General features: G+C 46.1%; 19 protein-coding genes. 4 read left to right on the top strand and 15 right to left on the bottom strand.

What is annotated here, in order from left to right:
* Nucleotide 1: 1 nt before the first annotated feature.
* Together LZG94_RS07300 and LZG94_RS07295 are read right to left on the bottom strand one after the other, a co-directional pair.
* Entirely contained in the window at nucleotides 2-1,207 is a 1,206-nt protein-coding gene (locus tag LZG94_RS07300) for a glycosyltransferase (protein WP_233791268.1), read from the bottom strand.
* A gap of 6 nt (nucleotides 1,208-1,213) precedes the next feature.
* Complete coding sequence (locus LZG94_RS07295) at nucleotides 1,214-2,152, bottom strand: hypothetical protein (protein ID WP_233791267.1); 939 nt, start codon at nucleotides 2,150-2,152, stop codon at nucleotides 1,214-1,216.
* A 170-nt stretch (nucleotides 2,153-2,322) separates the two neighbouring features.
* Between LZG94_RS07295 and LZG94_RS07290 the strand changes: the two genes are divergently transcribed.
* Together LZG94_RS07290 and LZG94_RS07285 are read left to right on the top strand one after the other, a co-directional pair.
* Nucleotides 2,323-3,063, top strand: a complete 741-nt coding sequence (locus tag LZG94_RS07290; RefSeq protein ID WP_233791266.1) for an FkbM family methyltransferase — start codon at nucleotides 2,323-2,325, stop codon at nucleotides 3,061-3,063.
* Nucleotides 3,064-3,239: 176 nt separating this feature from the next.
* A complete protein-coding gene (locus LZG94_RS07285; RefSeq protein WP_233791265.1) occupies nucleotides 3,240-3,593 on the top strand; it encodes an Hpt domain-containing protein in 354 nt (117 codons plus the stop codon).
* Here LZG94_RS07285 and LZG94_RS07280 read toward each other — a convergent pair whose 3' ends face one another.
* The 8 genes from LZG94_RS07280 to LZG94_RS07245 form a co-directional block, all read right to left on the bottom strand.
* The gene (locus LZG94_RS07280; RefSeq protein WP_233791264.1) at nucleotides 3,594-5,078 is read right to left on the bottom strand and encodes an O-antigen ligase; all 1,485 of its coding nucleotides are present in this window, start codon (nucleotides 5,076-5,078) and stop codon (nucleotides 3,594-3,596) included.
* A 158-nt stretch (nucleotides 5,079-5,236) separates the two neighbouring features.
* The gene (locus tag LZG94_RS07275; protein ID WP_233791263.1) at nucleotides 5,237-6,409 is read right to left on the bottom strand and encodes a glycosyltransferase; all 1,173 of its coding nucleotides are present in this window, start codon (nucleotides 6,407-6,409) and stop codon (nucleotides 5,237-5,239) included.
* Complete coding sequence (locus LZG94_RS07270; protein WP_233791262.1) at nucleotides 6,406-8,592, bottom strand: AAA family ATPase; 2,187 nt, start codon at nucleotides 8,590-8,592, stop codon at nucleotides 6,406-6,408. Before LZG94_RS07270 ends, LZG94_RS07275 begins: the two co-directional genes overlap by 4 nt.
* The gene (locus LZG94_RS07265) at nucleotides 8,589-9,260 is read right to left on the bottom strand and encodes a TolC family protein (RefSeq protein WP_233791261.1); all 672 of its coding nucleotides are present in this window, start codon (nucleotides 9,258-9,260) and stop codon (nucleotides 8,589-8,591) included. The genes LZG94_RS07270 and LZG94_RS07265 overlap by 4 nt, the downstream gene beginning before the upstream one ends.
* Nucleotides 9,261-9,311: 51 nt before the next feature.
* Nucleotides 9,312-10,526, bottom strand: a complete 1,215-nt coding sequence (locus LZG94_RS07260; RefSeq protein ID WP_233791260.1) for a sugar transferase — start codon at nucleotides 10,524-10,526, stop codon at nucleotides 9,312-9,314.
* 12 nt (nucleotides 10,527-10,538) lie between these two features.
* Nucleotides 10,539-10,928: a response regulator transcription factor gene (locus tag LZG94_RS07255; RefSeq protein ID WP_215232770.1), complete on the bottom strand. Its 390-nt coding sequence runs from the start codon at nucleotides 10,926-10,928 to the stop codon at nucleotides 10,539-10,541.
* Nucleotides 10,929-11,284: 356 nt separating this feature from the next.
* Nucleotides 11,285-12,334: an energy transducer TonB gene (locus tag LZG94_RS07250; RefSeq protein WP_233791259.1), complete on the bottom strand. Its 1,050-nt coding sequence runs from the start codon at nucleotides 12,332-12,334 to the stop codon at nucleotides 11,285-11,287.
* Complete coding sequence (locus LZG94_RS07245) at nucleotides 12,321-12,911, bottom strand: RNA polymerase sigma factor (RefSeq protein WP_233791258.1); 591 nt, start codon at nucleotides 12,909-12,911, stop codon at nucleotides 12,321-12,323. The genes LZG94_RS07250 and LZG94_RS07245 overlap by 14 nt, the downstream gene beginning before the upstream one ends.
* A 137-nt stretch (nucleotides 12,912-13,048) precedes the next feature.
* On the opposite strand from LZG94_RS07245, the gene LZG94_RS07240 reads away from it, so the two are divergent.
* Complete coding sequence (locus LZG94_RS07240) at nucleotides 13,049-14,896, top strand: von Willebrand factor type A domain-containing protein (protein WP_233791257.1); 1,848 nt, start codon at nucleotides 13,049-13,051, stop codon at nucleotides 14,894-14,896.
* A gap of 54 nt (nucleotides 14,897-14,950) precedes the next feature.
* Here the strand turns inward: LZG94_RS07240 and LZG94_RS07235 are convergent, their stop codons facing one another.
* From LZG94_RS07235 to LZG94_RS07215, 5 genes are read right to left on the bottom strand one after another with little or no spacing between them, the layout of a single operon-like run.
* Nucleotides 14,951-15,127, bottom strand: coding sequence for a hypothetical protein (locus tag LZG94_RS07235; RefSeq protein WP_215232766.1), 177 nt, complete (start codon nucleotides 15,125-15,127; stop codon nucleotides 14,951-14,953).
* Nucleotides 15,124-15,696 (bottom strand): zeta toxin family protein, encoded by a 573-nt coding sequence (locus LZG94_RS07230; protein WP_233791256.1) that lies wholly within the window; start codon nucleotides 15,694-15,696, stop codon nucleotides 15,124-15,126. Before LZG94_RS07230 ends, LZG94_RS07235 begins: the two co-directional genes overlap by 4 nt.
* 24 nt (nucleotides 15,697-15,720) lie before the next feature.
* Nucleotides 15,721-16,194, bottom strand: a complete 474-nt coding sequence (locus LZG94_RS07225) for a hypothetical protein (protein WP_233791255.1) — start codon at nucleotides 16,192-16,194, stop codon at nucleotides 15,721-15,723.
* Between the two features lie 58 nt (nucleotides 16,195-16,252).
* Entirely contained in the window at nucleotides 16,253-20,470 is a 4,218-nt protein-coding gene (treY, locus tag LZG94_RS07220; RefSeq protein ID WP_233791254.1) for a malto-oligosyltrehalose synthase, read from the bottom strand.
* Between the two features lie 56 nt (nucleotides 20,471-20,526).
* The gene (locus LZG94_RS07215; RefSeq protein WP_233791253.1) at nucleotides 20,527-20,910 is read right to left on the bottom strand and encodes a response regulator; all 384 of its coding nucleotides are present in this window, start codon (nucleotides 20,908-20,910) and stop codon (nucleotides 20,527-20,529) included.
* 191 nt (nucleotides 20,911-21,101) lie between these two features.
* On the opposite strand from LZG94_RS07215, the gene LZG94_RS07210 reads away from it, so the two are divergent.
* Nucleotides 21,102-25,328, top strand: a complete 4,227-nt coding sequence (locus LZG94_RS07210) for a hybrid sensor histidine kinase/response regulator (protein WP_233791252.1) — start codon at nucleotides 21,102-21,104, stop codon at nucleotides 25,326-25,328.
* Nucleotides 25,329-25,383: the final 55 nt, after the last annotated feature.

Genomic DNA, 25,383 nt, shown 5'->3' with positions numbered 1-25,383 from the left:
ATTACTTATTGCTGAATGCATTAGCGAGCAATTCCGCTATCTGGTCTACCCTTTTTTCCCAGGTATTATCCGCCGCAATCTGAATCCTGCGCTGCCTTTTTTCTTCACTATCATTATGCAATGCATCTTCGATCGCTTCGGTAAACGAATCTGCATCGGTGCAAAAAGCGACGGAATCGCCTGTAAATTCTCTTAGATCGTCATTGAAATTAATGGAAACCAGCGGCTTACCTGCTCCCAGGTATTCAAAAAGCTTCAACGGGAAAATAGTTGCGCTCACTTCATCGCGTTTGAAAGGCAGCAACGCTACATCAAATCCCTTGATAACGGCAGGCATTTCGGAGTAAGGAACGCTGCCTGTTGAGTAAACATGGGGGGTATTGAAAAACCAATCGGGAATATAAGACTTATCCTGCGGTCCGACGAAAACGAAACTTTTGTCCGGGTTTTGGCGAATAATCTTTTCCAGCATCTCATAATCCATTCGTCGCTCGATATTTCCAAAGTAGCCGATTACCGGTTTAGGAATATCTTTTAAAACCGAAGCAACTGGCAAATCCGGGTCCAGCGCTTTCTGGCTGTGCCGGATATCCGCCGCATTTGGAACAAAGTATGTGTTGGTATTCAGCAACTTACTGTTGTTATACAGCTGTCGGCTGGTACAGAATACCAAATCACTTTTTTTGAGAAGTTCGTTTTCTGATATGCCTCCATGCCGCGCATCAAACGGAACCACAATCGGATCTACGCAATAGTAGGCAGTTAGTTTCGGAGCTAATCCTTCAATCAGGTTTGGATAATGGAAATTGAAGGAATTGATATAGATAAAATCCTTGATCCGATATTTCTTAATCACCCTTTTCAGCTTCGCCCGGATCAATGCTTCATTGATTTTCAGCAGCGTCCGAAACAGTTTACCTTCCGGCAGAAAGTTGATTGATAGTAACACTGGTGGGACAATTACCTTGAACTCAGCAATATCCGTATCGATCACTGCATCATTTGTTACATCAAAGTAGCCTTTCCTTTTCGCAATCTCGGGTCCTTTTCGCAGCCGCATATAGTCCTTGATCGTGAAAGGATGCTCTACATAAAAAACCCGGTTGTCCCGCGCGAGCATTTTTGCAACGGTGTAATTGGTCGATTCGATTTTGGAATCAAACCTCGGTAAACCAAAAACAATGATATCTTTTCCTTTCAGTTTCATGGTACGTCAGACGAAGTATTCATTTACATATTGCTTTACTTCATCGTCAGTTTTCGCATGAAGGATCTTCGCGCCGGAAAATTGCGGGTACAACTTTTCATAGCATTTAAAATGATGCTCCGGCCCCTTCTTGGAAAGGATCAGATTTGTTCCGCCAAAATAACTTGCCAGCGTGGCTGTACCCCCGTGAATGGAAATAAATTTGCTCGCATTAGCGTACACCATGAGCTGCAAGTGATTGAAATTGTTAGCCTTACCCTTGTTTTCCTTATAGAGATTTTCCATCAGGATCACATTCGGATACGTTTCTTCCAGCCAATCATATTCACCCAGATCGTAGATTTCGCTATTGTCCATGGTAATATGCTGCGGGCGTGGACGGTTATAAATAATCGTGTATTTATCCGATAATTCTTTAAATAGATATTCGAGCAATTCAATACTGTAAAAACTAATCGGCGGCCCGTCCCATTCCATATTATACCGATTGGCGATGATCAATATGGGCTTATCGTACACATATATGTTATTTTGATAATGTTCTTTTAAAGGAACAGCCAGCCACTTTTTCATATTGTAATCCTGGCTGTACAAAATACGCGGCATTTCGAAATTCTTATTGCCTTCTTCGGTGCGGATATCGTATTCCTCGCTGTGTTTTGGAGAAAAAAAATAAAGCTCATTTGTGAATTTTGAGCTGCTGGTCGTTGCAAGCGTACCGTTTTTATAATGCCAATATGCAAACGGTAACACAAACTGCAATTCAGACGCGAATTCACCCTGAAATGAAAGTTTTTTATATTTTGGTTTGAATAAATAATCCTGGAAAAAATACTTGATTTGATTGAGCCGACAGGAATAAGTATGTCTGTAAAAGTACCTGAGATCCGCCGGCAGCTTACCATATCGGATCAGTATTAAAAAGCTCAGTAATTTATTAAACATACATTCACAAATTGTTCACAAAAGCGTAACTCCGGTTGCTTCTTCCTAGTAAAAATAAGGAAGAAATGTCACTCGCGTAGTAATCATGTGTTAAAAGTATTAAATTTAGAGATGCCAACTATTTCTACGGAAAAATGCGGTGAAACTCCTTACCTGGTGCAACGATTGCTATGAAAAATTTTATCCGTTACCTATTGCAGAAAACGCTCTCTTTCAAGAACTATCTTTTCCTTTTTTCGCTGTATTCTATCAGAACCATCGAGGCTGGAAAGTATGAAAGGGAATTTCTCTATTTCATCAAAATGCTGAAAGGCGACGGACTGATCCTGGACATCGGGGCAAACATCGGCATTACGGCAGCACCGCTTGCAAAACACCATCCAGGAGCCCAGGTACACGCTTTTGAACCGATTTCAGAAAATTTTTCAGCACTGCAAAGAGTGGTTAATTACCTTAAACTGAACAATGTAAAGCTCTATAATATTGCATTGGGAAGTGAGGACGGAACGTTGAAAATGATTATGCCGGTGAGAGGAAACTCGCGCATGCAGGGACTGAGCAAAGCGTACGAAGAAGGCGCCGGCGAAAAGGGAGAGATCTATGATGTTCCATTGAAAAAGCTAGACCACATTTTTCCTTTTGAAACCAATATCACTGCGATCAAAATTGATGTAGAGAACTTCGAACTGGAAGTTCTAAGAGGCGGCGTGGAAGTTCTGACCAGAAACAAACCTATGATTTACTGTGAGTTATGGGAAAATGAGAATCGTGTAAAAGTATTTGAGCTGCTAAAAAACATCGGCTACAAATCGTTTACCTTCGATCTGGAAAGCGAGTCACTTCAACCAGTTGCAATCAGGGAGGGACTACCGGCAGGCAACTTTTTCTTCATCAATTCTGAGAATTTTTAGAGATTAAAAACTGAACTCCCCGTTCTCAGGCGGATAAAGCAACCTTATAGGTAACGAAAAACTACTACACGGATAAAAGAATGATTTATTAATATTAAATTTGCAGGAAACTCCTCTCATTTTATTATTAAGTCGATTTAGAAATGTCAGTTAACCCGCCAGATAATACACCAGGAATGAATAATTCAGCAGAAGGAGATTCTTTGATTGATATAGCTTATCTTAATGAAATAACGGGCGGAGATGAGGAGCTCAGAGCAGAATTAATAGAAATGTTCGAGACGGAAACCGTTGACCAACTGGGGAATATAAAAGTATATTCCACTTCTTCAAATCTGGAACAATTAAAACAGGCAATTCATAAATACCGCTCTTCCCTATTCTCGGTAGGATTATTAAAAACTGCTTCCAAATACAAGGAAATTGAAACAACCCTGAAAAGAAATGAACCTGTTGAAAACCTGAACACAAAGCTCGGTGATCTGGAACAGGAATCTCTGGTTGCATTGCAGTTCCTGAAAGAAATCTGATCAGGTATTTTTTTCAAAATGCGCTGACTCTTTTCGGTCAATCAATAAAGTAGTGTGCACGATTGCTGCGGCCATAAAAAACAGGATATTATTGGGAAACTGAACCAATGCTTCCTGTGGAAAATTGCCAATATTCAGTGCAAATATCACGAGCGTCATCGCTAAACAGTAGGTCTTCAATTCGCTATTCCTGATTTTATAAAAATTATTGATCCCCATCTTAAGGATCGTAAACATCATAAAACAGAAAAGTAATAATCCAATCCAGCCGAGTTCTACTGCCACCCGAATATATCCGCTGTCGGGGGGAAATGTCGCCAGGAAAGAATGCGGAGCAAAACGTGCACCCCAGGCGCCCGTGGACCCAAGCCCGCCACCGATCGGGTGACTTAAAATATAAGGCTGAATCCGTTTCTGATTGTGTTTTCTAACATTAAAAGACGCGTCGTCTGACGGGCGAAATGCAGTTTGAAATCGCGCAATCGTCGGACTCGAAGTGGGCATCAGGATCAGTATTGTGATAAAAACCGCAGCCACACAGGAAGCAAGCATGATCTTTTTGCTGAAATTGAGCAGCGCAAAAGGAATAAGTGCCGCCGGCACAAGCACATACGCGCCCCTTGTTCCCGAATAAAGCATCGCCATCAGAAATGCAACGATCATTGCTGCGAGTATCCCCTTTTTCAGCCAGCTTCTCTTTGACGATAACAAAGCAATACAGATCACACTCGCGCAGACCATCGTGTAAGAGAACGAAACCGGATCCGAAAAAATAGAGTACTTCCTCCATATCCCATTGATATACAACAAGCTAACTGACATTGGATCACTCCACAGGTCGGCTAATTCCGCTGGGGCGATTCCAAAAAACTCCTGTTTGAAACCATAAATAGCGCCGCAAACCGCAAGTACCAGCCACGCGCGGATCACAATGCGGATCGATTTGAGAGTCCGGAGGTGATATACGAACACGAAATACATGATCGTGACCGCTGCGACTGACCGCACCGTGTACACCCACGCGAGCCGCGACTCCGCCCAGGGATTGGCGACCTGGATCAAATTGTAACCGATCCAGATCAGGATCATCACCGAAACCGGGTTTTTAAAAATGCTTATTTCCCACTCACCCCGCTGCTTTACCTTGATCAAAACTCCCAGCAAAAGCAGTACTTCCAGTCCGTCCATCAGTGTTCCCAACGGAAAATTGATACCAAGCCGGAGAATAAAAAACAGGAAAAAGCCCATCGTAAGCAGCGTTACGATCCCGAAAAGCGGGTAGACTACGATCGCGTAAACCACCGGAATCGCTATCATTGAAACCAATAGCAACAGCCCAGCAACCAGTCCACCGTAAATAGTAGCAATGCCGACACACACCGCAATCACTGCGAGCACGATCATTCCCACCGTTCCATTCAACTTATCAATGAGCGGAATATGCGTGAAATTGCGATCGGAATGTGCGGACAATTCGTACTTCAAAGGTTACCGGATTTAAAAGAATAGTATTTTAAAAAAGAATACAAATACGCTGATAAGTGCCAGGATTAAGGCGATAGTTCGCGTAACGGTTTGCAAATGTGTAAGTTCCGGATCGCGGACTTTATGTCTGACTTTTCTGCTTGGGAATACTTTCATCGTCAGGGCGCTTTGCGGTAAGTATGTTTGGTTGCCACCGAAATCTTGTTTGCCTTCTTCGCTTTCAGAAGCGACTTCACCTGGTAGAACATAAAAACGGGGATCGAAGTAAGTGAGCGGATAATGCGTTTATCAACCGATGAATCGAATAATGGCACCAGGAATCCGGCCACGAAAACCAGTAAACCGGCAAACCAAAGTGCACTTGCCACGGGATTAATCCACAAATCGACGAACATGAAGAGTACCGCCAGGATCAGAAAAATGAAAAGCGGCGGGCGCAGCAGCACGAAGCCAAACAAAAATCGGTTCCAGCTCAGATTCTTGACGCCACTGAAAACCATATCAAAACCAAAACTGAAATATTTAAACCAGGTATTGATCCACCGTGAACGCTGGTTCACAAGCTGCTCGGATTCAGAAGTTTTTTCGTCCCACACCACAGCGTCTTCCCTGAATGCGATCCTGTGACCGCCGCCCACGATCTGCTTTTGCAGTATTTTATCAAAACCAGCCCCGACAATATCGAGGTGCCCCAATGCTTCTTTGTATAATTTCACAGTAAATGCCATTCCCGAGCCAGAAAGCGTAGCCGAAGAACCTGCACCAAACAACTTTTCACCGTCGTAATAATGGTAGTAAATGTCGCGGGCTGCGTCCAGACAGGCATAAACAGAATCGAGATTCTTGGCTTTCCGAACTCCCTGAACCGCTACAAACCCTTCGTCGAAACACACGTCCAGCTCGTTAAGAAACTCAGGATCAACCAGGTTATCGCTGTCAATAATAGCCAGGCGCTCATGCTGTCTTCTAAAATGATTGATCGCAAAAAAGTGTGAGCGGGTATTACTGGCCAGCACGTTTTCGGGATGCAATACGATCACTCTGTCACTTTCTAGGTGCAAGCCGGACGCGTCGCACTTGTCAGCGACGATGTACACGAGGTAATTGGAATAATTCAGTCTGGAAATCGAGGCGACCACGTCGGGTAGCTGCTGCGTTTGTTCATAAGTGGCGACGATGAGCGCATAATCTGCTTCCGCTTTTTTGACAACCGGCCGGCTTCGCTTTCTTCTTCCAGTGAAAAAATTCAGCAACAATAACCCGACCGGGAATACCAGGTAAAATCCGATCGCGATCTGGAAAAGCCACCAAAATAACCAGATTACCTTCATTCAGTCACGTATTTTGACACTTTGCCAGTCTGCTTCAATAAATCCTGCGCGCCCGTCAGTACCCAGCCGGCCATTTTTCCGTTCAGGCTTTTGAGGTATTCGATCTTGGAACGGTCCTCATAGGAAATGCTCCTTCCGCTTTCAAAAACGGAAATAACGGCGTCGGAAAATGTGATCCATTCTTTCGCCTTATTCATCGAAACGAGCGAATCCGCATCGATCAAAATGGTATCATATTGGCCTTTCAAGGAAGTTAACGCAGATTTGATCTTCGTTTCATCGGCCAGTTCGTAGAGTGAAACGTCTCCGCCTTTATTAGCCAGGATCGAAATAGAACCATTTGCTGTACTCAAAGGGGTCGCCTCGCCCCTATTCAGATAATCTTCCAGGAATTTCGAGCCGCTGTTCAACTTGGTAATATCGCCTGCATTAAAGTTGCCGTCGATGATGAGTACCCGTTTATTGATTTTGGAAAACGCCCAGGCCAGGCTCAACGTCAGCAACGTTTTTCCGCTACCCTCGTGCAGGCTGGTTACTGCTATGATCTTCGGATCGGGAAATTCGCTATCGAGCTCAAATCGGATCGAGCGGATCAGGTTCCGGAAAATCTCAATCTTGCTTTCCTGCGTATTTTCATTCTGCAACTCACTGATCCTGAAACCTCCACCCACATGATTTACAAAACCTAATACCGGCCTGTCCGTTGCATTGGCAAGCTGCTGCGGGAAGCGGATCGAAGAATCCAGGAAATAGAGGATAAATAATATGAACAGGCAGAATGCAAAGCTGATTACGCCGGACAGGATGATCAATACGATTTTCTTGGAAGGTTGGATCGTACCCGGAAGCGCCTTTTCAGCCACTTTCAAAGTCGCCGGAAAGCTCGATTGCAGGCGTGCATCGTTGTATTTCTGCAAAGCTTCCATGTATTCTTTGCTCGCAATATCAATCGCAGTTTCAAATTCCTGCACTTTCGCTTCGTTGGGTACCAGCCCGTCGAACCGGTTATTCAATGCTTTCATTTCAGCTTCAATAGTCGCTAAGCTATTGGCTGCCAGATCTTTTTCCACTTCCATGGTCAGCTTCTGAGAGACCAGGTTTTCTTTCACTGATAACGGATTGTACAGATACCGGTCGGTAGATTCGTCGATCTGCGCTGAAAGTTTAGTCTGGATGGAATCGAGGCTCGCTTTGTATTTCGGGTCAAAATTGCTTTTTACATAAGCCTCATTAACAGCCCGCAGCCGCTGCTTGGTCGCCACGATATTCTGATTAATGGTCGAAACAGCGCTTTCAAAATACTTGCGGTCATTTGCATTGAATTTGTTCTCGATATTTTTGATCGCCACGCCGTAAGCAATCACATCTTTCTTTGCAACCTCGCGACGGAGCTCAAACTCAGCCATTTGACCGTACAGACTTTTCGCCTGTTCATCCAGGTTCAGCACCCGGTTGCGGATCTTGTAGTCGCGCAGCCCGTTCATCTGAACGCGTAGTGCGAGGCGCTTTTGTTCCAGAAATTCGGCCAGGAAATTGATCGTCTTATTATAATTGTTCGCTAGGCGGAAAGCGTACATTTTGATAAAATCATCGCTGAGCGTATTGATCACAAATGCGGCCATCTCCGGATCTCTGGCCTCAAATTCAATATTGATGAAATCACTATTTGAAAGCCGGAAAATGGTCAGCTTTTTCTGAATACTTTCCGCATCGTACTGCATATCATCCAGAATATCCAGCAATTTTTTCTCAAAAGGAACAGCCGGCGAAAGCTCCTGCTGGGTTTTATATTTTTGTGTCAAAACAGCTGCCGCCTGGTTTTTCGCATTCTGATCCAGTGCCTGCAATGTTTTGGAAGGTTCAGCAAAATCATCCTTTTCTGCTGCTTTCAGATCGTGCAGCAACAGTTGATAGGAAACCTGGTCCAGCACTTTTTTCTGCGACATCATCTGAATAATGTTGTCGAATTTGCGCGAGATCTCGAAATCCTGTTCGGTTCCGGTACTCATTAAACCCTGCTCTGTTTTGTCCACGAGCCCGGTCGCGATGCTGCCTTGCGCCTTGTATTGGTCGGGAAGCGATTTGACCAGAAAATACGCCGCTACCACTGTAATTAGCGGTACAAATATCAATACAAACTTATTTCTGTATAATATGCTCAGGAATTGTGATAGCTCTGTCATTTGATATCTTCCAGTTTTTGTCCCAATAACTCTTCCAGGGCGCTCTTAGAAATGAGCACGTCCGCCTCTGCGGAAACCCTGGCCTGCTGCCTGTCCGAAATCACGACCAATGCTTTGCTATATTCTTCCAGGGAAGTTTCCCCTTTTTCATATTTATATTTAAGCTCTTGTGCGAGTGATTCCACATCATGCAGCGCGTCAGCTTTCAACCTGAGCAGCACTTTGTACTGTGAAAAGGCAAAATATCTTTGCTTTACGTCGGCTTCCAGATTCAGCATATAAGTATCACGATCGTGCTCAACAGCCCGCAGCTCACTTTTCGCCTGTTTGATCAGTGCCGGCTTTTGAAGCAGCGAGCCGATATTTACGAAAAAACCAAACTGGTATCCGTTCAGGAAGTTTGGGTTAATGGTGCTTGCCAGCCGGTCGGGGCTGTACAGGTACGAAAAAGAAAGAATTTCGAAGTAGGACAACTTCATTTTTTTGGCGTTGTAATCGCCTGCATCTACCCGCGCCTGGTACAGTTTCAGTTTGGGATAGTTCTTCTTAGCGAGTTCAACCAGCTTTTCCAGGTAAGGGTACGAAATTTCATCTGCTAATGAATTTTGCGCCTTTGCGGAAGCTAAAAATGTGAAGAAGAAAAAAGTTAGGGAGCAGAAGTATCTCATTTACAGGGGTTATGATGAATGATAGTTTTTATAGAGAGGGTAGTAAATGCATTAAACGTTTTCGGATTGCAGTAATGCGGGGAAGGTTTTCAATATGATATGCATATCCATTTTGAATGAGAATTCTTTGGCATAAGTAATATCCAGCTGCGTACGCTCCTCTTCGGACATATCCGCTTTCCCTTTGCCGCGCTTGGTCACCTGCCACAAGCCGGTAAGTCCGGCCGGAGCCGCGAAACGGAATATTTTGTCGTCGGTGGTCATTTTCTCGGCTTCGTAAAGCGGCAGCGGGCGGTTGCCTACCAGCGACATATCGCCTTTCAGGATATTGATCAGCTGCGGCAGTTCGTCAATACTCGAATTTCTCAAAAACTGCCCAAGCCGGGTAATGCGCGGATCGTTCTGAAACTTCATAAAAGCCGCTTTCTGCTCCTTCTGAAAATGGTACAGCTTTTCGCAAATCTCTTTCCCGTCGTGGAAAAGAAGGCTTTTGCATTGCCCGCCTGCCCTGCATTCGTCGCACAGTCCGCCGTTTTCGATTTTCTCTACGGGCTCAGTGGTTTTGTTATACATACTTAACGCAGCCATCTTACGAATCAGCTGATCTGCGTCTGTGCGCATTGTACGGAATTTGTACAGGTCAAAAATCTTGTAGCCACTCCCTACCCTTTTGGATTTGTAAAAAACAGGCCCTTTTGAGTCCAGTTTGATCAGAATTGCAATCAGAAGGAATACCGGCAGCAGCAAAAGGACAGCCGTACCAGTGGTAGCAATATCGATTGCACGCTTCCATGCCGGCGTGTGCCCGCCCTGGGTCCCTATTTTTTGATGGGCTTTGTTGGCAACGTACCATTGCCTCTTCTTGAAGTATTTGATGCGGGTAATCAGATCACCATCATCGAAATTGACCGAAAAAATGTCATCAGCATGTTTCGCGCGCGCGGTGGCAATAGCTTCTTCCGAAAGCTTGTCGACCATCAGTACGTAAGGAATATTGCCGAAACCTGCGGAGCTGCGAATGAAATCGAGCAATTCTGTGCCGCCGCTGTTTACGTGCGCGATGATCACATCAGCGGGAAAATTTTCCTGCAATGCGGCCAGTACACTTTCTTTGCTGCTGAAATACTCGACTTGCAACGCAGCTGCGAAATGCTCTGAAAATTTAAGGTAATGCTCAAAATCGGAATGAAGGTACATAACCCTGAAATGAGCTGTATAAGACTTCGTCTCTGCACCCATTACCGGTATCTCACTGGCCATTTCCATATTGCTGACTGGTTAGGAGTATCGTTTACTACGCCGCAGTATTGCATTGATCTTCGCGTGCACTTCCATTGGATTGAAAGGCTTTACCATAAAATCGTCGGCGCCCAGGTTGAGACACTGTATCCGCTCGCTGCTTTCGTCCGAGCCCGACAATATGATCACGGGGATATCTGCGTATAAATTGCTGGCTTTGGCAACCTTCAAAAATTCTTTACCGCTGAGATTAGGCATGTGAAGATCCGCGATGATCAGATCGGCTTTGTTACCTTCTTCAAGCCACAACATCCCTTCTGAACCGTCACTCTTGACAATGACACTGAAATCCTTTTTTAAAAAATGCTCCAATATTTTAGTAATACTGGGCTCGTCGTCGATAATCAACAGACTCCTTTTACTATCCATGCTTGGGTTAAATAAATTTTTTCTCGATAGGTTTTTCTGTTCCGTGCGTCAACACTACCCCAAATTATTTTGTAGATATAGTAATAATACTTATGATAACAAAATGGCTGTTTTAAAACTTTGGTGCAGTAGCATTCCAAGACCTTGTAACGCTTAAATATGCCTTGTTTTACAGGAAAACCCGATAACGAAAATTACGTAGTGGCATTTATTTTCAAGTTGTTAAAGAATGGATGCGAAGAGTAGACAGTAAAATTATATACTGGCAGCTACACCACAAAAGATAAACAATCTAAATTACGAATTTTTTCAAATTAGTTCTACGAAATTATTGTAACCACTTGATTTGATTGAGTTTACTCCTTTAAGCGTACCCCAATGGATACCCTTACCGGTGAATCTGCCAGCGCTCCGTCTCCGGCAGCCGGGATCCAGGAAGGCCCCTGGCGGATTATTTGGATAGCCTGGTCCCGTAGCTCAGCCGGGCCCGACACTTTGAAGTCAGACAGCGCCCCGTCCGTTTTGACTATGAATTCGACACGCACCGTCGTACTGTCTTTACTTGTGAGCATATTTTGGTGAAGATAAGCCTGGTAAGCCAGCCACCCTCCTGCCGGTTTGGCAATTCCGAAGTTGACTACCGAATCGGGCAGGGCCGGCTGTGGGCTGAATGCAGAAACCTTTTTGCGGGGTAACAGGCTGGACCCGTCTTCCGACCGGCTTGACGAGTACCGCACGGAACTATTAGAAGCTATTCTGGTCTTCATTAACTGCTCACGCGCATCCTGCAAAGGTTGCGGCGCTGCTGGAAATGCCGAGGGTACCGGCTCCCCCGTCGCAATGCGTTCCTCTGCGGCATCTTCGGCCAATATTTCTCCGGCAGGATCCGGGTCCGCGGGTACAATTGCAGGTACTGAATTTTGATCAATTGATGAATAAGCGGTTCTCGGCAACGATTTGATATTAGGCTCGGGCGAAACAGGCGCGCTTTCAGGCTGGCTTTTCGGTTCGGCTACGATTCCGTTTTCCGGACCTACTTTCGCTTCCGGCACCTGTATGCTTACTTCGTGATTTACAGGTTCATTTCCACTACCAAAAAAGGCGAGCCACGTTACTCCCAAAACAATCATAATAGTAGCAGCCGCTGCGTAAACCTGGAATGCAATGCGTTTAGCGGGTGTTTTGTCTATCCTTTTTTGAAGCTGACCGGAAAGCTCCTGGCTGATATTCGTAGCGTTAAGCCCATTTTCCTGCATCAATACAAAACCTTCATAGGCTTCGGCAAAAGCGGGGTCAGCAAGCAGCTTTTTCTCAAAAACATTTTGCTCCCGGTCTGACATTTCACCACTGTGGTACCGGTGAAATTCCTGAAAACTTGCTGCATTATCCGTATCAAAAGTTGCCATTTCTATCCATACATATTTTCAGATTCCGCTTTCCATTCTGGATATAGCTCTTCACTTTACTCAACTCAAAACCCGTTTCTGCTGCAATCTCCCGGTAGCATTTGTCGCGCAGGTAGAATAGCTCGACGGTCACTTTCTGTTCACGGATCAGAGTTTCCATACATTTTTCCAGCGAGAGGAAATGTTTCTCTGAGATATCAAATTCCTCATTTTCAATATGATAAGCCAAACTTAAATCTTCCTGGCCAGCCTGATCATCTGCTGTCACAAATATGCGCTGCGACCGGAGCTGCATTAAGCAATAGTTGCGGCTGACCGTGTGCAGCCAGCTTTTCAGATTGGTTACCTCGTGTACTTTAAGTTCGGTCACCAGTTTTTCAAAGAGCTGCATCACCGCATCTTTCGCCTCATCTTCTGCTTTCAAATATTTGTAACAAATAGCAAAAACCATTTCCATGTAGGGTGCATACAAATTCCCCAGCAGGCCGACATCACCAGACCGCCGGTAAGCTGCCAGCTTCTCCGACTCGGTCAGCGGATCATTTCCATTATTTCTGAAAACCCTTAAAAACTTCACACGTGTATGCTTAGTGAAAAACCTTATCGGCTAGCTGGTAGATGCAGTAGTTGAAAATTTTCCATAAATATTTTTCAAGAATTTATGGAAACGCATTTGCGGCTGCATCCAGTCAATAAACTAAAACTTTGCGAACCATGAAAGGAAAGATCGTAATACTCCTTGCATTATTTCTAAGTGCATTTGCACTGTTGCCCGACCGAACTTTAACGGGCATTGTGCGCGATACCCGTCAAAATCCTGTCGCCCGGGCGATCGTGAGTACGAAAGATGGAAAAGTGCGTGCGATGACGGATAACGCGGGAAAGTTTAAGATCACAGTCCCTGCATATTCCAAATCACTGCAAGTTGTGGCAGCCGGTTTTGTATCCAAACAAGTTCCGTTAACCGCCGCAAACGATATTGAAATTGAACTACAACCGCAGCCGCTGCCTCCCGGCGATGTCAGTATTGCCTACGAATCTGCGCCAAAACAGGTTACCAGTGATTTTGCTACCATGTCAGTGCCGGCTGGAAATGCCAGGGCATTGATTCGCCAACAGGCGAATACAGAAGAATACAAAGTGGTGAATGAAACGGGTTTTCAGAATGCGAGACAACAAGCGGTAACTACATTCTCAGTCGATGTGGACCGGGCTTCTTACAGCAATGTGCGCCGCTTTCTGAATGCAGGAAAGCTGCCGCCTGTCGACGCGATCCGCATTGAGGAAATGATCAATTATTTCGACTATTCCTACCCGCAACCAAAAGGCGAACATCCCGTAGCAATACACACCGAACTCACTGATTCCCCGTGGAATAAGGGATTGAAGTTGCTCCACATTGGAATGCAGGCTAAAACGATCCCGACAGAGAATCTGCCAGCTTCCAACCTCGTCTTCCTGATCGACGTATCCGGCTCGATGACGGACGAAAACAAGCTTCCGTTGCTGAAACAGGCATTTAAACTATTGGTAGACCAACTGCGCGACAAAGATCAGATCGCCATTGTAGCTTATGCAGGAGCGGCGGGCACTATTCTTCCGCCTACTTCCGGCAAAGAAAAAGTAAAGATCAAAACGGCGCTTGACGAACTCGAAGCGGGCGGTTCCACAGCTGGTGGCGAGGGTATCCAGCTAGCTTACAAACTAGCCAAAGACCATTTTTTACCAAAAGGAAATAACCGCGTAATCCTCGCTACCGACGGCGATTTTAATGTAGGCGTTTCGAGCGAAGGCGATTTGCAGCGGCTTATTGAAGAGAAACGAAAAGACGGTATTTACCTGAGCGTTATGGGTTTCGGTATGGGAAATTACAAGGACAACCTGGCCGAAACACTGGCAGATAAAGGCAATGGTAACTACGCATATATTGATAATATCCAGGAAGCGCAGAAGGAATTTGTGCATGAGTTCGGCGGGACGCTTTTCACGGTTGCCAAAGATGTGAAGATCCAAATCGAATTTAATCCGGCGCACGTGCAGGCTTACCGGCTGATCGGTTACGAAAACCGTGCATTGAAGAATGAAGAGTTCCATGACGACAAAAAAGATGCCGGTGAAATGGGCTCGGGCCACACGGTTACTGCCATTTACGAGATAGTCCCAGCCGGGATCCAGCATGCATATCTGCCTAAAACAGATGATTTGAAATACCAGAAAACGAATATTTCTGATCTCGGAAAAACCGAGGAAATGCTCACTATCAAAGTGCGGTACAAAAAGCCGGACAAGAACGAGAGTGTCTTATTTGATCTACCAGTAAAAAATGCGTCAAAGTCGCTGGAAGCGAGTTCCGAAAATGTACGTTTTGCAAGCGCGGTTGCGCAATTCGGTCTGCTGCTCCGTAATTCGGAATTCAAGGGAAACGCCTCTTACGCCAATGTAATAAATCAGGCCAAAGGTGCATTTGGAAAAGATGAAGAAGGCTACCGGTCCGAGTTTGTAAAGCTCGTAAAAATCGCTCAGGCGATGGATAACCGGGCAGAAACTGCGATTAAGGAGTAATGTACCCCGACCCAGCCCGCTGGTGAGCGGGCTGGGTCGGGGTATTATTTAGTTCTAGGCATGTTTAAGCAGATCTTTTGCAGGTACATGCCTTATTTTTCCCTCCTGATCCTCAATTACGACAGTTTCATTTCTCGCTGCGCTTTCGACCAGCATTTTGTCGACGGCCTTTTTCACACCTGCAACAATTCTCTCGCTAAGTTTTTGAAAAGATTCTTCTTCGTTTTTCATCTTTGAGATTGACTGATCTGTTGCCAAATATCTTCATTTGTTACGGTTTTCTCATTGTCACGTCCACCGATTGCGATTGTCGAAGGCGAAGCACTCACATTACTCACTATCAGCCAATTGTCACATATTGGCATATATAGCCGAAAGAGATTATCCAGCCCTCTCTGATATCTTCTTATAATTGTCTCGTTCGGAATCGAATGACCTCCTTTTCTCACACGCATCGCAACCCTTTCTATCGCCATTTCCGGCGATGCAAGCCAAAAATAAATGAGTGTAATAGAATATCCTTTCGATCTCGCCTCTTTGATCGTTGATACATAACTTCTGGTGGAAAGTGTAGTTTCAAGTGCAAAATCAACTCGGGAGTCCAGTAACTCTTTAATTCTCTTCAACATAATTCTTCCCGCTTCCAAGGCAACATTCTCGGGATTGAAAGGCGATAATCCCGCGGCGATGTTGTCCGCATTCACAAACTCCCGGCACCTTAGAATTTCTGGCAGAATTGTAAAGCTGGCGGTAGTTTTGCCAGCACCATTACAACCCGCGATCATGTATAATGTCGGCACTGGACTCCGGTTAATTTTCTCAAATTATTTCTCTGCCTTAAACCTCAACACAATCCTGGTAACATTCGGATAGTCGTAGGCGGTGCTTTGGGTTTTCATGGAAAATGACTCTTTGGTCACGTCGGCGGGCGCGATGGACCAGTCGCTGGGAGAAGGCTTGGCGCCTGGCAGACCTACCAGAATGTTCTTCTCATTGGCTTTCCATTCCAGCAAAAAAGGTTTGGTTTCGCCTTTGAATACCCCAGAAAAAGTCCCACCCTTTTTGATCTCCACCACTTCCATGTACCGCTGGAAATCGATGCCGCCAAATTGCTGCGTCATTTTTCCATTCTGAAATGTAGCTACATCATTCACCCGTATTTCATCAATTTTCCATTTGGGAGAAGAGATAAGCAACTCAGCAGCTTCTTCCGGACTGCCTGCCTTTTGCTGACAAGAGACAACCACAGCTAATAATACCAGTAACCGGATAACCGAAGTCGTTTTAACCAAACCCATAATTCAAAATGACAAATACATTTACAAACCACAAAGTAAGTGCAGCGTTGTGAAAATACTAGTCGCGATTGAACAATACCGCCAGTTCCGCTAAAAACTGTTCGTCTTTCTCGGTAAACTGTCCCGGCAAAAGGCGCCACGCCCAGTTGTTTTCGTTGGACCCGGGCAAATTCATTTTTGCTGTTTCATCCAGGTTTAATACGTCCTGCATAGGAAGCATAGCCACGTTCGCGACAGAACTGTAAACCATGCGCGCCATTTCGCGGTAAGCATTTTCTTCGGTGATTTCCTTTCCTGAATAGGCTTCAATCCGCTTTTTGACACCATCCTCGGCCACTTGTTTAAACCAGCCCCTCACCGTATTGTTATCGTGCGTCCCGGTATAAGCAATGAAATTAGACGAGTAATTATGCGGGATATGGTCTGACTGTGGCATATTCTCATCAAATGCAAACTGCAACACCTTCATCCCCGGCAATGCGAATTTATCCCGAAGCTTGTATACCTCCGGACTGATCTCCCCAAGGTCTTCTGCGATAAATGGCAGCTTGCCCAAGGCTTTCTGAATCGTTTCAAAAAAGTCCGCATCGGGCCCAATCTTCCAGGTACCATTTACCGCAGTGGTCTCACCACCGGGCACTTCCCAATAATCTGCGAATGCGCGGAAGTGATCCAGCCGGACCATGTCAAATAGTTCGATATTCTTTGCAAGGCGATCGATCCACCACTGGTAACCCTCGTTTTTAAGTTCATCCCAATCAAAAACGGGCATTCCCCAAAGCTGGCCGTCTTCCGAAAATGCGTCTGGCGGTACACCGGCGATCCCGCTGATTTTGCCCGAGGGCTCCACCCGGAAGAATTTGCGGTTTGCCCAAACGTCGGCCGAATCGTAGCTAACGTAAAAAGGAATATCTCCTAGCAGCTTGATATCGAGGCTGTGGCAGTATTTACGTAGATTTTTCCATTGTTTATCAAACACATATTGCTGCCATTTCACGAAACTTATCAGATCTTCTTCCGATTCCTCAATCTGTGCAATCGCAGCCTGGTCACGTTCCCGATATTGCTCCGGCCATTCGTACCACGGATTTCCATCATGCATTTTTTTCAATGCGATGTAGGTAACAAAGTCGGAAAGCCACTCGGCATTCTTCTCACAAAATTCCTCAAATGCTTCCCGTTCGCTCTCGTCATTTTTCTCTTTATAGCTTTCAAAAGCCTTCGCCAGCAGCTCGGTTTTCAGTTCTTCGGCTTTGCTGAAATCTACTGTCGAAGCAGGTTCCTGGTGATAACCTGCCAGCCACTCCCGATCCAGAAGTCCGTCATTTGCAAGCAGATCCGGACTGATCAGCAGCGGGTTACCTGCCCGGCTGGATACCGCGCTATAAGGTGAATTTGATTGCGATTCCTCCGTCGGATTTAATGGAAGTATTTGCCATATCTTCTGGTCTCCGCGATTGAGGAAATCGGCAAATGCAGTTGCTTCCGGCCCCAGATCGCCTATTCCGTAGGGAGAAGCAAGTGAAGTGATGTGAAGCAGCACGCCAGCTTTGCGTTCATTATCCGGTTTGGATCCTCTTAAAATAGCAACCGGCAGCGAAGTGAATATCTCACCAGGAGCCAATTTGCCCTGCAATTCCAGCTGGTCGCCTCCCAGGATATTTGTCCATTCGGGAGCAAGGTTATCCGGCAATACCACGGTGGTATCTTTCCAATCCAGGTCGAAAAACGTAGTCTGCTGCTCGCGGCAAAGCGTCGAAACGTTCAGCGGGACCACAACTACATAGAAATCTTTTTTGCTCTTTCTGGCAAAAGCCAATAAGTGTTGCTTGTATTCGCCGCGGGTTTTAAGCGCAACATATTCGCCTTTTGTAAACAGCAGGCTGTGTTCGTTTCTGAGTTTAAATAAATGGCTGGTCAGCCAGAGTTTGATCTTTGCATTCGAGCGCTCACTCCACAATTTTGATGATAATTCATCAGAGCCAATGTTTTCCACTTCGGTTAACCAATCAGCACGTTTGGCGTAATCCACCGGGCGACGGTTATCCGGGTCGACCATGCTCAAATCCCACAACTCGCAGCCCTGGTAAACATCAGGAATACCCGGACAAGTGAATTTTAGTACAAGCTGGGACAAAGAATTAATGATACCGTAGTCAGCGATCTCTTTCAGAAATGCCGTGAAGTCGGTATAGAACGGACTGTCTTTTTCAAGAATTTTAGATACAAAATCCTTTACCTGACCCTCATAAGCTTCATTCGGCTCAGCCCAGTTCGACTTAACCTTACCTTCCCGCATTGCCTTTTGCAGGTACTCTTTCAACCGGCTTAAAAATTCGTCGTCTTCTTCGCCCGGCATTGGATGCGCGCCTGCAATAGTCTGATAGATAAGGTATTCATCGTTCGCATCCGGCGCATTTTGCCGGATATCCGCATTCAATTGCTGCCAATGCTTCACTTTCTCAGTCCAGATCTCGCCCAGGTCGGTGAGTACATTGAGCCGCGCGCGTACATCTTCTCCCCTTTTCGTATCGTGTGTCGAAGTAGCATTCAGCGCCAGCGGCCAGTGCTTCTGCCTGTTGTGCATGTACTTATGGAAATCCTTAACCGGCACACCGAAACGGTCCGGAAAATCGCCTACTTCGTTGTGTCCGATGAAGCGGTGATTGGTGTACATCAGCGTATCTTCTCCGCCTTTGGCCATTAGCGGCCCCGAGAATTGCATGCAGCGCTGATAAAATTCAAGCGCCCTCGCCTGGTAGTTTTCATCCTCCTGCTCCGGCGTATCGATCAAGCATTTTTCGAACAGGTTCGCAGCAGCTTCCAGGTTAGGATGAAACGTAATCACTTCTTTGATAACAGCTTTCAACGCAGTCTGATCTGCCTCCGGAAGCGGCATTTCATTTCCGTAATACCGGTAAACCGGGCAATGCACAAGCAGTTCGCCGATGAAAGCTTTCAGATCTTCCTTCCCTATTTCCTTCAAATCCTCAGCATCGGCCAGTTGCAGCTCTACAAATAGCTGGTAAAGGTTTTCCAGCTCGCCGCCCATGTGACCATATAATATCTCCGATTTTTTGCTTAACAGCTGATCGTGGATCGTTTTATCCGATCCCGTGAGCTCCTGATAAAAAGCATTAAAAGCTGGCTCTGCGTTTTTATTGGTGAAAATATTATTGACCATTGCCAGAAATTCGTAACCGGTTGCTCCCTGGATAGGCCACTCGGTCGGCATGTCTTCCTCTTTCTCCAGGATCTTCTCAGCAATAATATAAGTCTCGTCTCCGACTGCTGTCCGCAGCTTTTTCAGGTAAGAGTTTGGGTCAAAAAGGCCGTCGATATGATCAATGCGCAATCCCTGGAATATTCCTTCGCTCACTAGTTGCTTCACCAGCTCGTGGTACGCATCGAAAACATCATCGTTTTGCATATTAAGGCAGATCAGACCGTTGACGGTAAAAAAGCGTCGGAAGTTGATCTTCTCTTCGGTAGCTTGCCAGTGGCAAAGCGCATAGGTTTGCAGGTCGACAATCTCTCTCAGCCGCGCCGGGTCTTCATTATAGTATTGCAGCGCCTTTTCGAGAAATCCGCCTATCTGCTCGGTTTTAGCCAGCGAGGCGAGTTGTAATTTCAACTCATTAAATCTTTCTGAAAAAGCGCGCGACTCTTCCACTTCGTTGATTTCCTTCAACTGGCTAACCAGTTGCTGCACCGATTGCGGCTGATCCTCACTTGCATACGAAAGAATGGCGACGTAAGCCCGAAGATTTAGCGGGAACACAGAGCCCTCGTAATCCATCACCAGCTTGTCGCCGGCATAGTCGAGTCGCAACTGCCCGCCTTCAATGACTTCGCTGAGGTCTTTTGTCAAAAACGGCACCATGATCTTGCCGTGGAACATTCTGTTGTTCCAGGCAATGTCAAAAAACGAGGCATATTGCGATTGTATACCCTTTTCGAGTACGTCCATCAGCCACGGATTTTCGGAGTGGAATGCCATGTGGTTGGGTACAATATCCTGTAACCAGCTAATACCAGCTTCTTTAAGCTGTCCGCTGATATCACGCAGGTCTTCGAGCGAGCCTAGTTCAGGGTCTATCGCTCCCGGGTTTACGCCATCGTAACCGTGCATACTTCCCGGTGTAGATTCCAGTATAGGTGATGCATAAATGGCCCCCACACCAAGCTTTTTGAAGTATGGTATCAATCTCTCAAAATCAGTGAAAGAGAATTCTGTATTGAATTGAATGCGGTAAGTAGATGAAGGATAATTCATATCTGGCTATTGGTTTTCTAAAAACCTGCACTCTAAATATTATGCCAGCCGCGTATTCAGTCCTGTTCTGCCAGGAGCTTTTTTAGGAAAGGAATGTCCAGAGGTTTTGGAAGTAGCCGGATGATGAAAGGATCATTTTCCGCCAGGACCAAGTCATTTGCATCAACCGTGGAGGAGATCATGAAAAGCTGGATACGCTCGCGGATATCCTCGTCGATCAACCCATATTGCGCGGCAAATTCAAATCCATTCATTTCGGGCATTTGAAGATCAAGCAGGATGACGGTCAATGGAATCTGAACCGTTTGCCGGTTGAGATATTCAATCGCTTCTACCGGCGAGGCAAAAGCCAGCACGTGACTCGCCAGCCCACTCCGTAAGAGCAGTTTTTCCTGCGTGAACAGGTCGAATACACTATCATCTATAATGATAAATTCCATTGAGTGGAGGCAGGAGACGATGACGTAACTGCCGGGCGAATGTTAGGTATTCTAATAATAAAAGACAGATTTTTTTATACATTTAAAATATCTTTGTCGAATTAGTTTCCAAAACTTAACATATTTAATTCTTAAATCCCTCAAATTATTAAAAATGTTGAGTCAAATTTTACATCGGAGCTGACTAATCGATGAAACTACATCTCCGATTGTGCCTTGCGTTACTATTGTTCTTTCATAGCGCAAGTGCCCAGAAAATCCAACGCGCCTTCCGCCATATTACTACCAATCAGGGTCTTTCGCAGAATAATGTGACTGATATCCTGATGGACCGGCGTGGCTTTATGTGGTTCAGTACGCAGGACGGACTCAACAGGTACGATGGCTACAAGTTTACCGTATACCGTCACGACCCGGAGGATGCCGGAAGCATTGCGCAAAGCTATGTGACCACCTTGTTCGAGGATAGGCAGGGGCGCCTTTGGGTAGGCACACAGGACGGTGGCATTAGTTTATATAACTTTGAAACCGACCGCTTTACTAATTACCAGCACGACCCGCGGAAAAGTAAAAGTATCAGCAGCAACAAGATCACATCGATCGTACAAAATGCAGCAGGTGATTTCTGGATCGGCACTTCGGGAGGCGGCCTCAACTTTTTTGACAATAAAAGAAGAACTTTCAAAAGCTACCGAAACGATCCCGGCAATGCGGCGAGTCTGAGTGACGACTTTATTAAGGATGTCATGATCGATCACAAAGGTGAGATCTGGGTCGCTACACGCTCTACCGGGATTAACAGGTTCAATCCCTCAACCGATACGTTCACCCGTTTTATTTACGATCCTGCAAATCCTGCCTCACTTAGCAAAAACGAGCTTAACAGCATTTATGAGGATCGGCAGAAGAACTTGTGGGTCGCTACTGAAGGCGGCGGTGTAAACCTGATGAACCGCGCAAACGGTACATTCAGATCTTTCCGTAACAAACCCTCCGATCCAGCCAGCATTTCCCACGACGATATATTGTCATTTGCGGAGGATAAAAGCGGAAGGTTGTGGATCGGGACGCGGAACGGGGGGATCAATATTCTCGAAAAAGACGGGCGCTTTATCAGACACGAGTTTAACAAGCTGGATCCGAACGGGCTTAACAATGGTTCCATCTATTCGATTTTCTGTGATCCTGTGGGTACCATGTGGGTGGGCACTTTTGCCGGCGGATTGAATATCATGGATTACGAGCCTCTCAAGTTCAACCGCTTCCGCAGCAGTACGGTCGCGTCGAAGGGATTGACCAATGACAATGTGCTGAGTGTAATGCAGGATTACACGGGCAAAATCTGGCTGGGCACAGACGGGGGCGGCATTAATGTCATGGATCCGAAAACGGGCAGCTTTGAATACTACGCACACCAGCCAGGCCAGCCATTTTCTGTTGCGAGCAATTTTATAACAGCATTGTATGAGGATGCCGACCGGAAGATCTGGGTCGGCAATTACAAAGGCGGCCTGAGTATTTTCGACCGGCCTGGCAACCGGTTCCTCAACCTGAACCGCGATCCGGAGATAGCGAGGATCATCCCCGTCAACATTCATTCGCTCGTCGACGACCGGAAAGGATATATTTGGATAGCCAGCTCCCAGGGCTTGCTCCGGTATGATAAGAATACGCATTCGTATATCAGTTACCTCAACGACCCGGCAAATCCCAGGAGCATCAGCAGCAGCAGTGTGCTGGCTTTATATATTGATCGCAGCGGCAAGCTTTGGATCGGTACCGAAGGCGGAGGATTGAATCTTTTTGACGAAAAAGCAAATGCATTTATCCGTTTCGCGCATGATCCTTCCAATAGCAGATCGGTCAGCAACAATCTGGTGAACTGTATATTTGAAGATAGCAAAGGCAACTTGTGGCTGGGTACGAATGGAGGTATCAATCTTTTTGACAAAAAAAACCAGACTTTCACCTGCTACCGGCAAAAGGACGGACTGCCGAATGATCTGATCTGGGGAATTCTCGAAGATTCACACGGGCTGCTCTGGATCAGTACCAATAACGGCTTGTCGAGATTCGACCCGGCTTCGAAATCTTTCCGCAACTTCGATATCAGCGACGGTTTGCAGGGTACTTCATTTAATAGAATGGCCGCTTACGAAGATCAGAACGGCAGGATGTATTTTGGGGGACAAAACGGGCTCAACATTTTTCACCCGGACAGCATTCGCTACAATACATTTATACCCCCCGTTTTTATTACAGATTTTCAAATCTTCAATGAATCGGTTCGGGTTGGCGGCGAGTCTCCACTTCAAAAACATATTACGCAGACGCGCGAGATTACGGTTTCCTACGAAGACCTGATGCTTTCATTCGAATTCTCCGCACTGAATTACACGCTGACGAGAAAGAATAAATACGCTTACAAGCTGGAAGGATTTGACAAAGACTGGATCTATTCCGGCACGAACAGAAAAGCCACTTATACCAACCTCGATCCGGGAAAATATCGCTTTCGCGTGAAGGCGGCCAATAACGACGGGATCTGGAATGAAACGGGCACATCGGTACTGCTGCGGATCGTCCCGCCTTTCTGGCAAACGTGGTGGTTCAGGGCATTAATGGTATTGCTGGTCGCGGCGGCTGTGTATCTGCTATACCGCGGGAGAGTCCGAGTTATTCAAAATCAAAAACAGGTTTTGCAGCGGAAGGTCTTCCAGCGGACGAAAGAAGTAGTGCGGCAGAAACAGGCGCTTGAAAAACAGGCGGCCGACCTGCGCGTGCTGAATGAAAGTTTACATCAAAAACACATTCTTGAACACCAGGCCCGCGAAGAGGCAGAAAAGGCCAATCAGGCAAAAAGCGTGTTCCTGGCGACAATGAGCCACGAAATCAGGACACCAATGAACGGGATCCTGGGAATGGCACTTCTGCTTTCACAAACCGAAATGAGCGAGGAGCAGGCGGAATATACTGAGACGATCATCGGCTGCGGCGACGGGTTATTGACTGTGATCAACGACGTGCTGGACTTCTCGAAGATCGAGTCCGGGAATATGGAGCTGGAAAGTAAGAACTTCAATCTGCTTGAATGTATTGAGGAAGTGTTGGATATTTTTGCAAGAAAAGCGGCCGATCTGGGACTTGACCTCGTGTATCAGATCGACCCGGATGTGCCGCCTCAGATCATCGGGGACAATCTGCGGCTGCGGCAGATATTGATCAATCTGGTGAGCAACGCGATCAAGTTTACCCACGAAGGCGAGATTTTGGTGCAGGTAAGTCAGAGAAAATTAAATAGCGGAAACGATATTGAACTGACATTTCAGGTTCAGGATACCGGGATTGGTATTGCGGCCGACAAGCTCGACCTGCTTTTCAGGGCATTCTCGCAGGTGGATTCTTCGCACAGCCGGAAATACGGCGGAACGGGGCTGGGGCTGGTGATCAGTCAGCGGCTGGTGCAACTAATGGGCGGGAGTATTCATGCGGAAAGTGAACCGGGCAAAGGCACCAGCTTTTACTTTACTATTAAAACAGAAGCCGGTACCGCTCTACCCGAGGCGAATACGGCAACAACCGGTGCAGAAATCGACGGTAAACAGGTTCTTATTGTTGACGATAACAAAACCAACCTGCGCATTATTGAATCACAACTCAAATACTGGAAGCTATCTCCGATCCTGGCGTCTTCCGGGGCAGAAGCGCTGAATATCCTCAAAGCGGATCACAAGATCGAGCTGGTGATCACGGACCAGAATATGCCGGAAATGACCGGCGTGCAGCTGGCAACAATTATTAAAGAACAGTTTGGTGAAATTCCCGTCGTGCTGCTTACTTCCGTGGGAGACGAAACACGTAAGAATTATCCGGGCATATTCTGCTCGATCCTGACCAAACCGGTGAAAAACCAAAAACTCGGCGAGGTTGTTAAGAAGGAACTTTCGCGGCAACAGGTTATGCCTGATAGAAAGGTTGCCGCTGAGAAAAATCTCTTGTCAGCCGCATTTGCCGAACAGTTTCCTCTTGAAATCCTGATCGCAGAGGATAATGTGATCAATGAAAAGCTGTTTGTGAAAGTACTTTCAAAAATGGGTTACGCCCCCAGAGTAGCCCGAAACGGCAAGGAGGCGCTTGCGGAAGCTTCAAAATCGGAGTATGACGTTGTTTTCATGGATGTTCAAATGCCCGAAATGGACGGTTTGGAAGCTACCGGCCGCATCCGCCAACTCTCCGGGCGCCAGCCGCTTATTATCGCGATGACAGCCAATGCGATGCAGGAAGACAGGGAAATATGCATCGGTGCAGGTATGGATGATTATCTCGCCAAGCCGCTGCGTTATGAGGAAATAAAAACTGCGCTCGAAAGGGTTTATCATCTCAGAAATACCATTTCTACTGAAAACGAAAACCGGTAAACGCTACTTCTGCCTGAATTTCAATTCCTTTCAATACTTATTAAAAAACTGAACG

The sequence above is a fragment of the Dyadobacter sp. CY343 genome (assembly GCF_021390335.1).
GTDB lineage: Bacteria > Bacteroidota > Bacteroidia > Cytophagales > Spirosomataceae > Dyadobacter.
The sequence above is the reverse complement of the archived record's forward strand: the minus strand, read 5'-3'. Positions and strand labels throughout refer to the sequence as shown.

Coding starts and splice junctions, on each gene's coding strand:
- LZG94_RS07275 (WP_233791263.1), bottom strand. CDS start 6,409: ATGAAGGTAATCTGGTTATTTTGGTGGCTTTTCCAGATCGCGATCGGA.
- LZG94_RS07215 (WP_233791253.1), bottom strand. CDS start 20,910: ATGGAATTTATCATTATAGATGATAGTGTATTCGACCTGTTCACGCAG.
- LZG94_RS07255 (WP_215232770.1), bottom strand. CDS start 10,928: ATGGATAGTAAAAGGAGTCTGTTGATTATCGACGACGAGCCCAGTATT.
- treY (WP_233791254.1), bottom strand. CDS start 20,470: ATGAATTATCCTTCATCTACTTACCGCATTCAATTCAATACAGAATTC.
- LZG94_RS07295 (WP_233791267.1), bottom strand. CDS start 2,152: ATGTTTAATAAATTACTGAGCTTTTTAATACTGATCCGATATGGTAAG.
- LZG94_RS07300 (WP_233791268.1), bottom strand. CDS start 1,207: ATGAAACTGAAAGGAAAAGATATCATTGTTTTTGGTTTACCGAGGTTT.
- LZG94_RS07240 (WP_233791257.1), top strand. CDS start 13,049: ATGAAAGGAAAGATCGTAATACTCCTTGCATTATTTCTAAGTGCATTT.
- LZG94_RS07250 (WP_233791259.1), bottom strand. CDS start 12,334: ATGGCAACTTTTGATACGGATAATGCAGCAAGTTTTCAGGAATTTCAC.
- LZG94_RS07260 (WP_233791260.1), bottom strand. CDS start 10,526: ATGGAAATGGCCAGTGAGATACCGGTAATGGGTGCAGAGACGAAGTCT.
- LZG94_RS07270 (WP_233791262.1), bottom strand. CDS start 8,592: ATGACAGAGCTATCACAATTCCTGAGCATATTATACAGAAATAAGTTT.
- LZG94_RS07285 (WP_233791265.1), top strand. CDS start 3,240: ATGAATAATTCAGCAGAAGGAGATTCTTTGATTGATATAGCTTATCTT.
- LZG94_RS07290 (WP_233791266.1), top strand. CDS start 2,323: ATGAAAAATTTTATCCGTTACCTATTGCAGAAAACGCTCTCTTTCAAG.
- LZG94_RS07210 (WP_233791252.1), top strand. CDS start 21,102: ATGAAACTACATCTCCGATTGTGCCTTGCGTTACTATTGTTCTTTCAT.
- LZG94_RS07265 (WP_233791261.1), bottom strand. CDS start 9,260: ATGAGATACTTCTGCTCCCTAACTTTTTTCTTCTTCACATTTTTAGCT.
- LZG94_RS07225 (WP_233791255.1), bottom strand. CDS start 16,194: ATGGGTTTGGTTAAAACGACTTCGGTTATCCGGTTACTGGTATTATTA.
- LZG94_RS07235 (WP_215232766.1), bottom strand. CDS start 15,127: ATGAAAAACGAAGAAGAATCTTTTCAAAAACTTAGCGAGAGAATTGTT.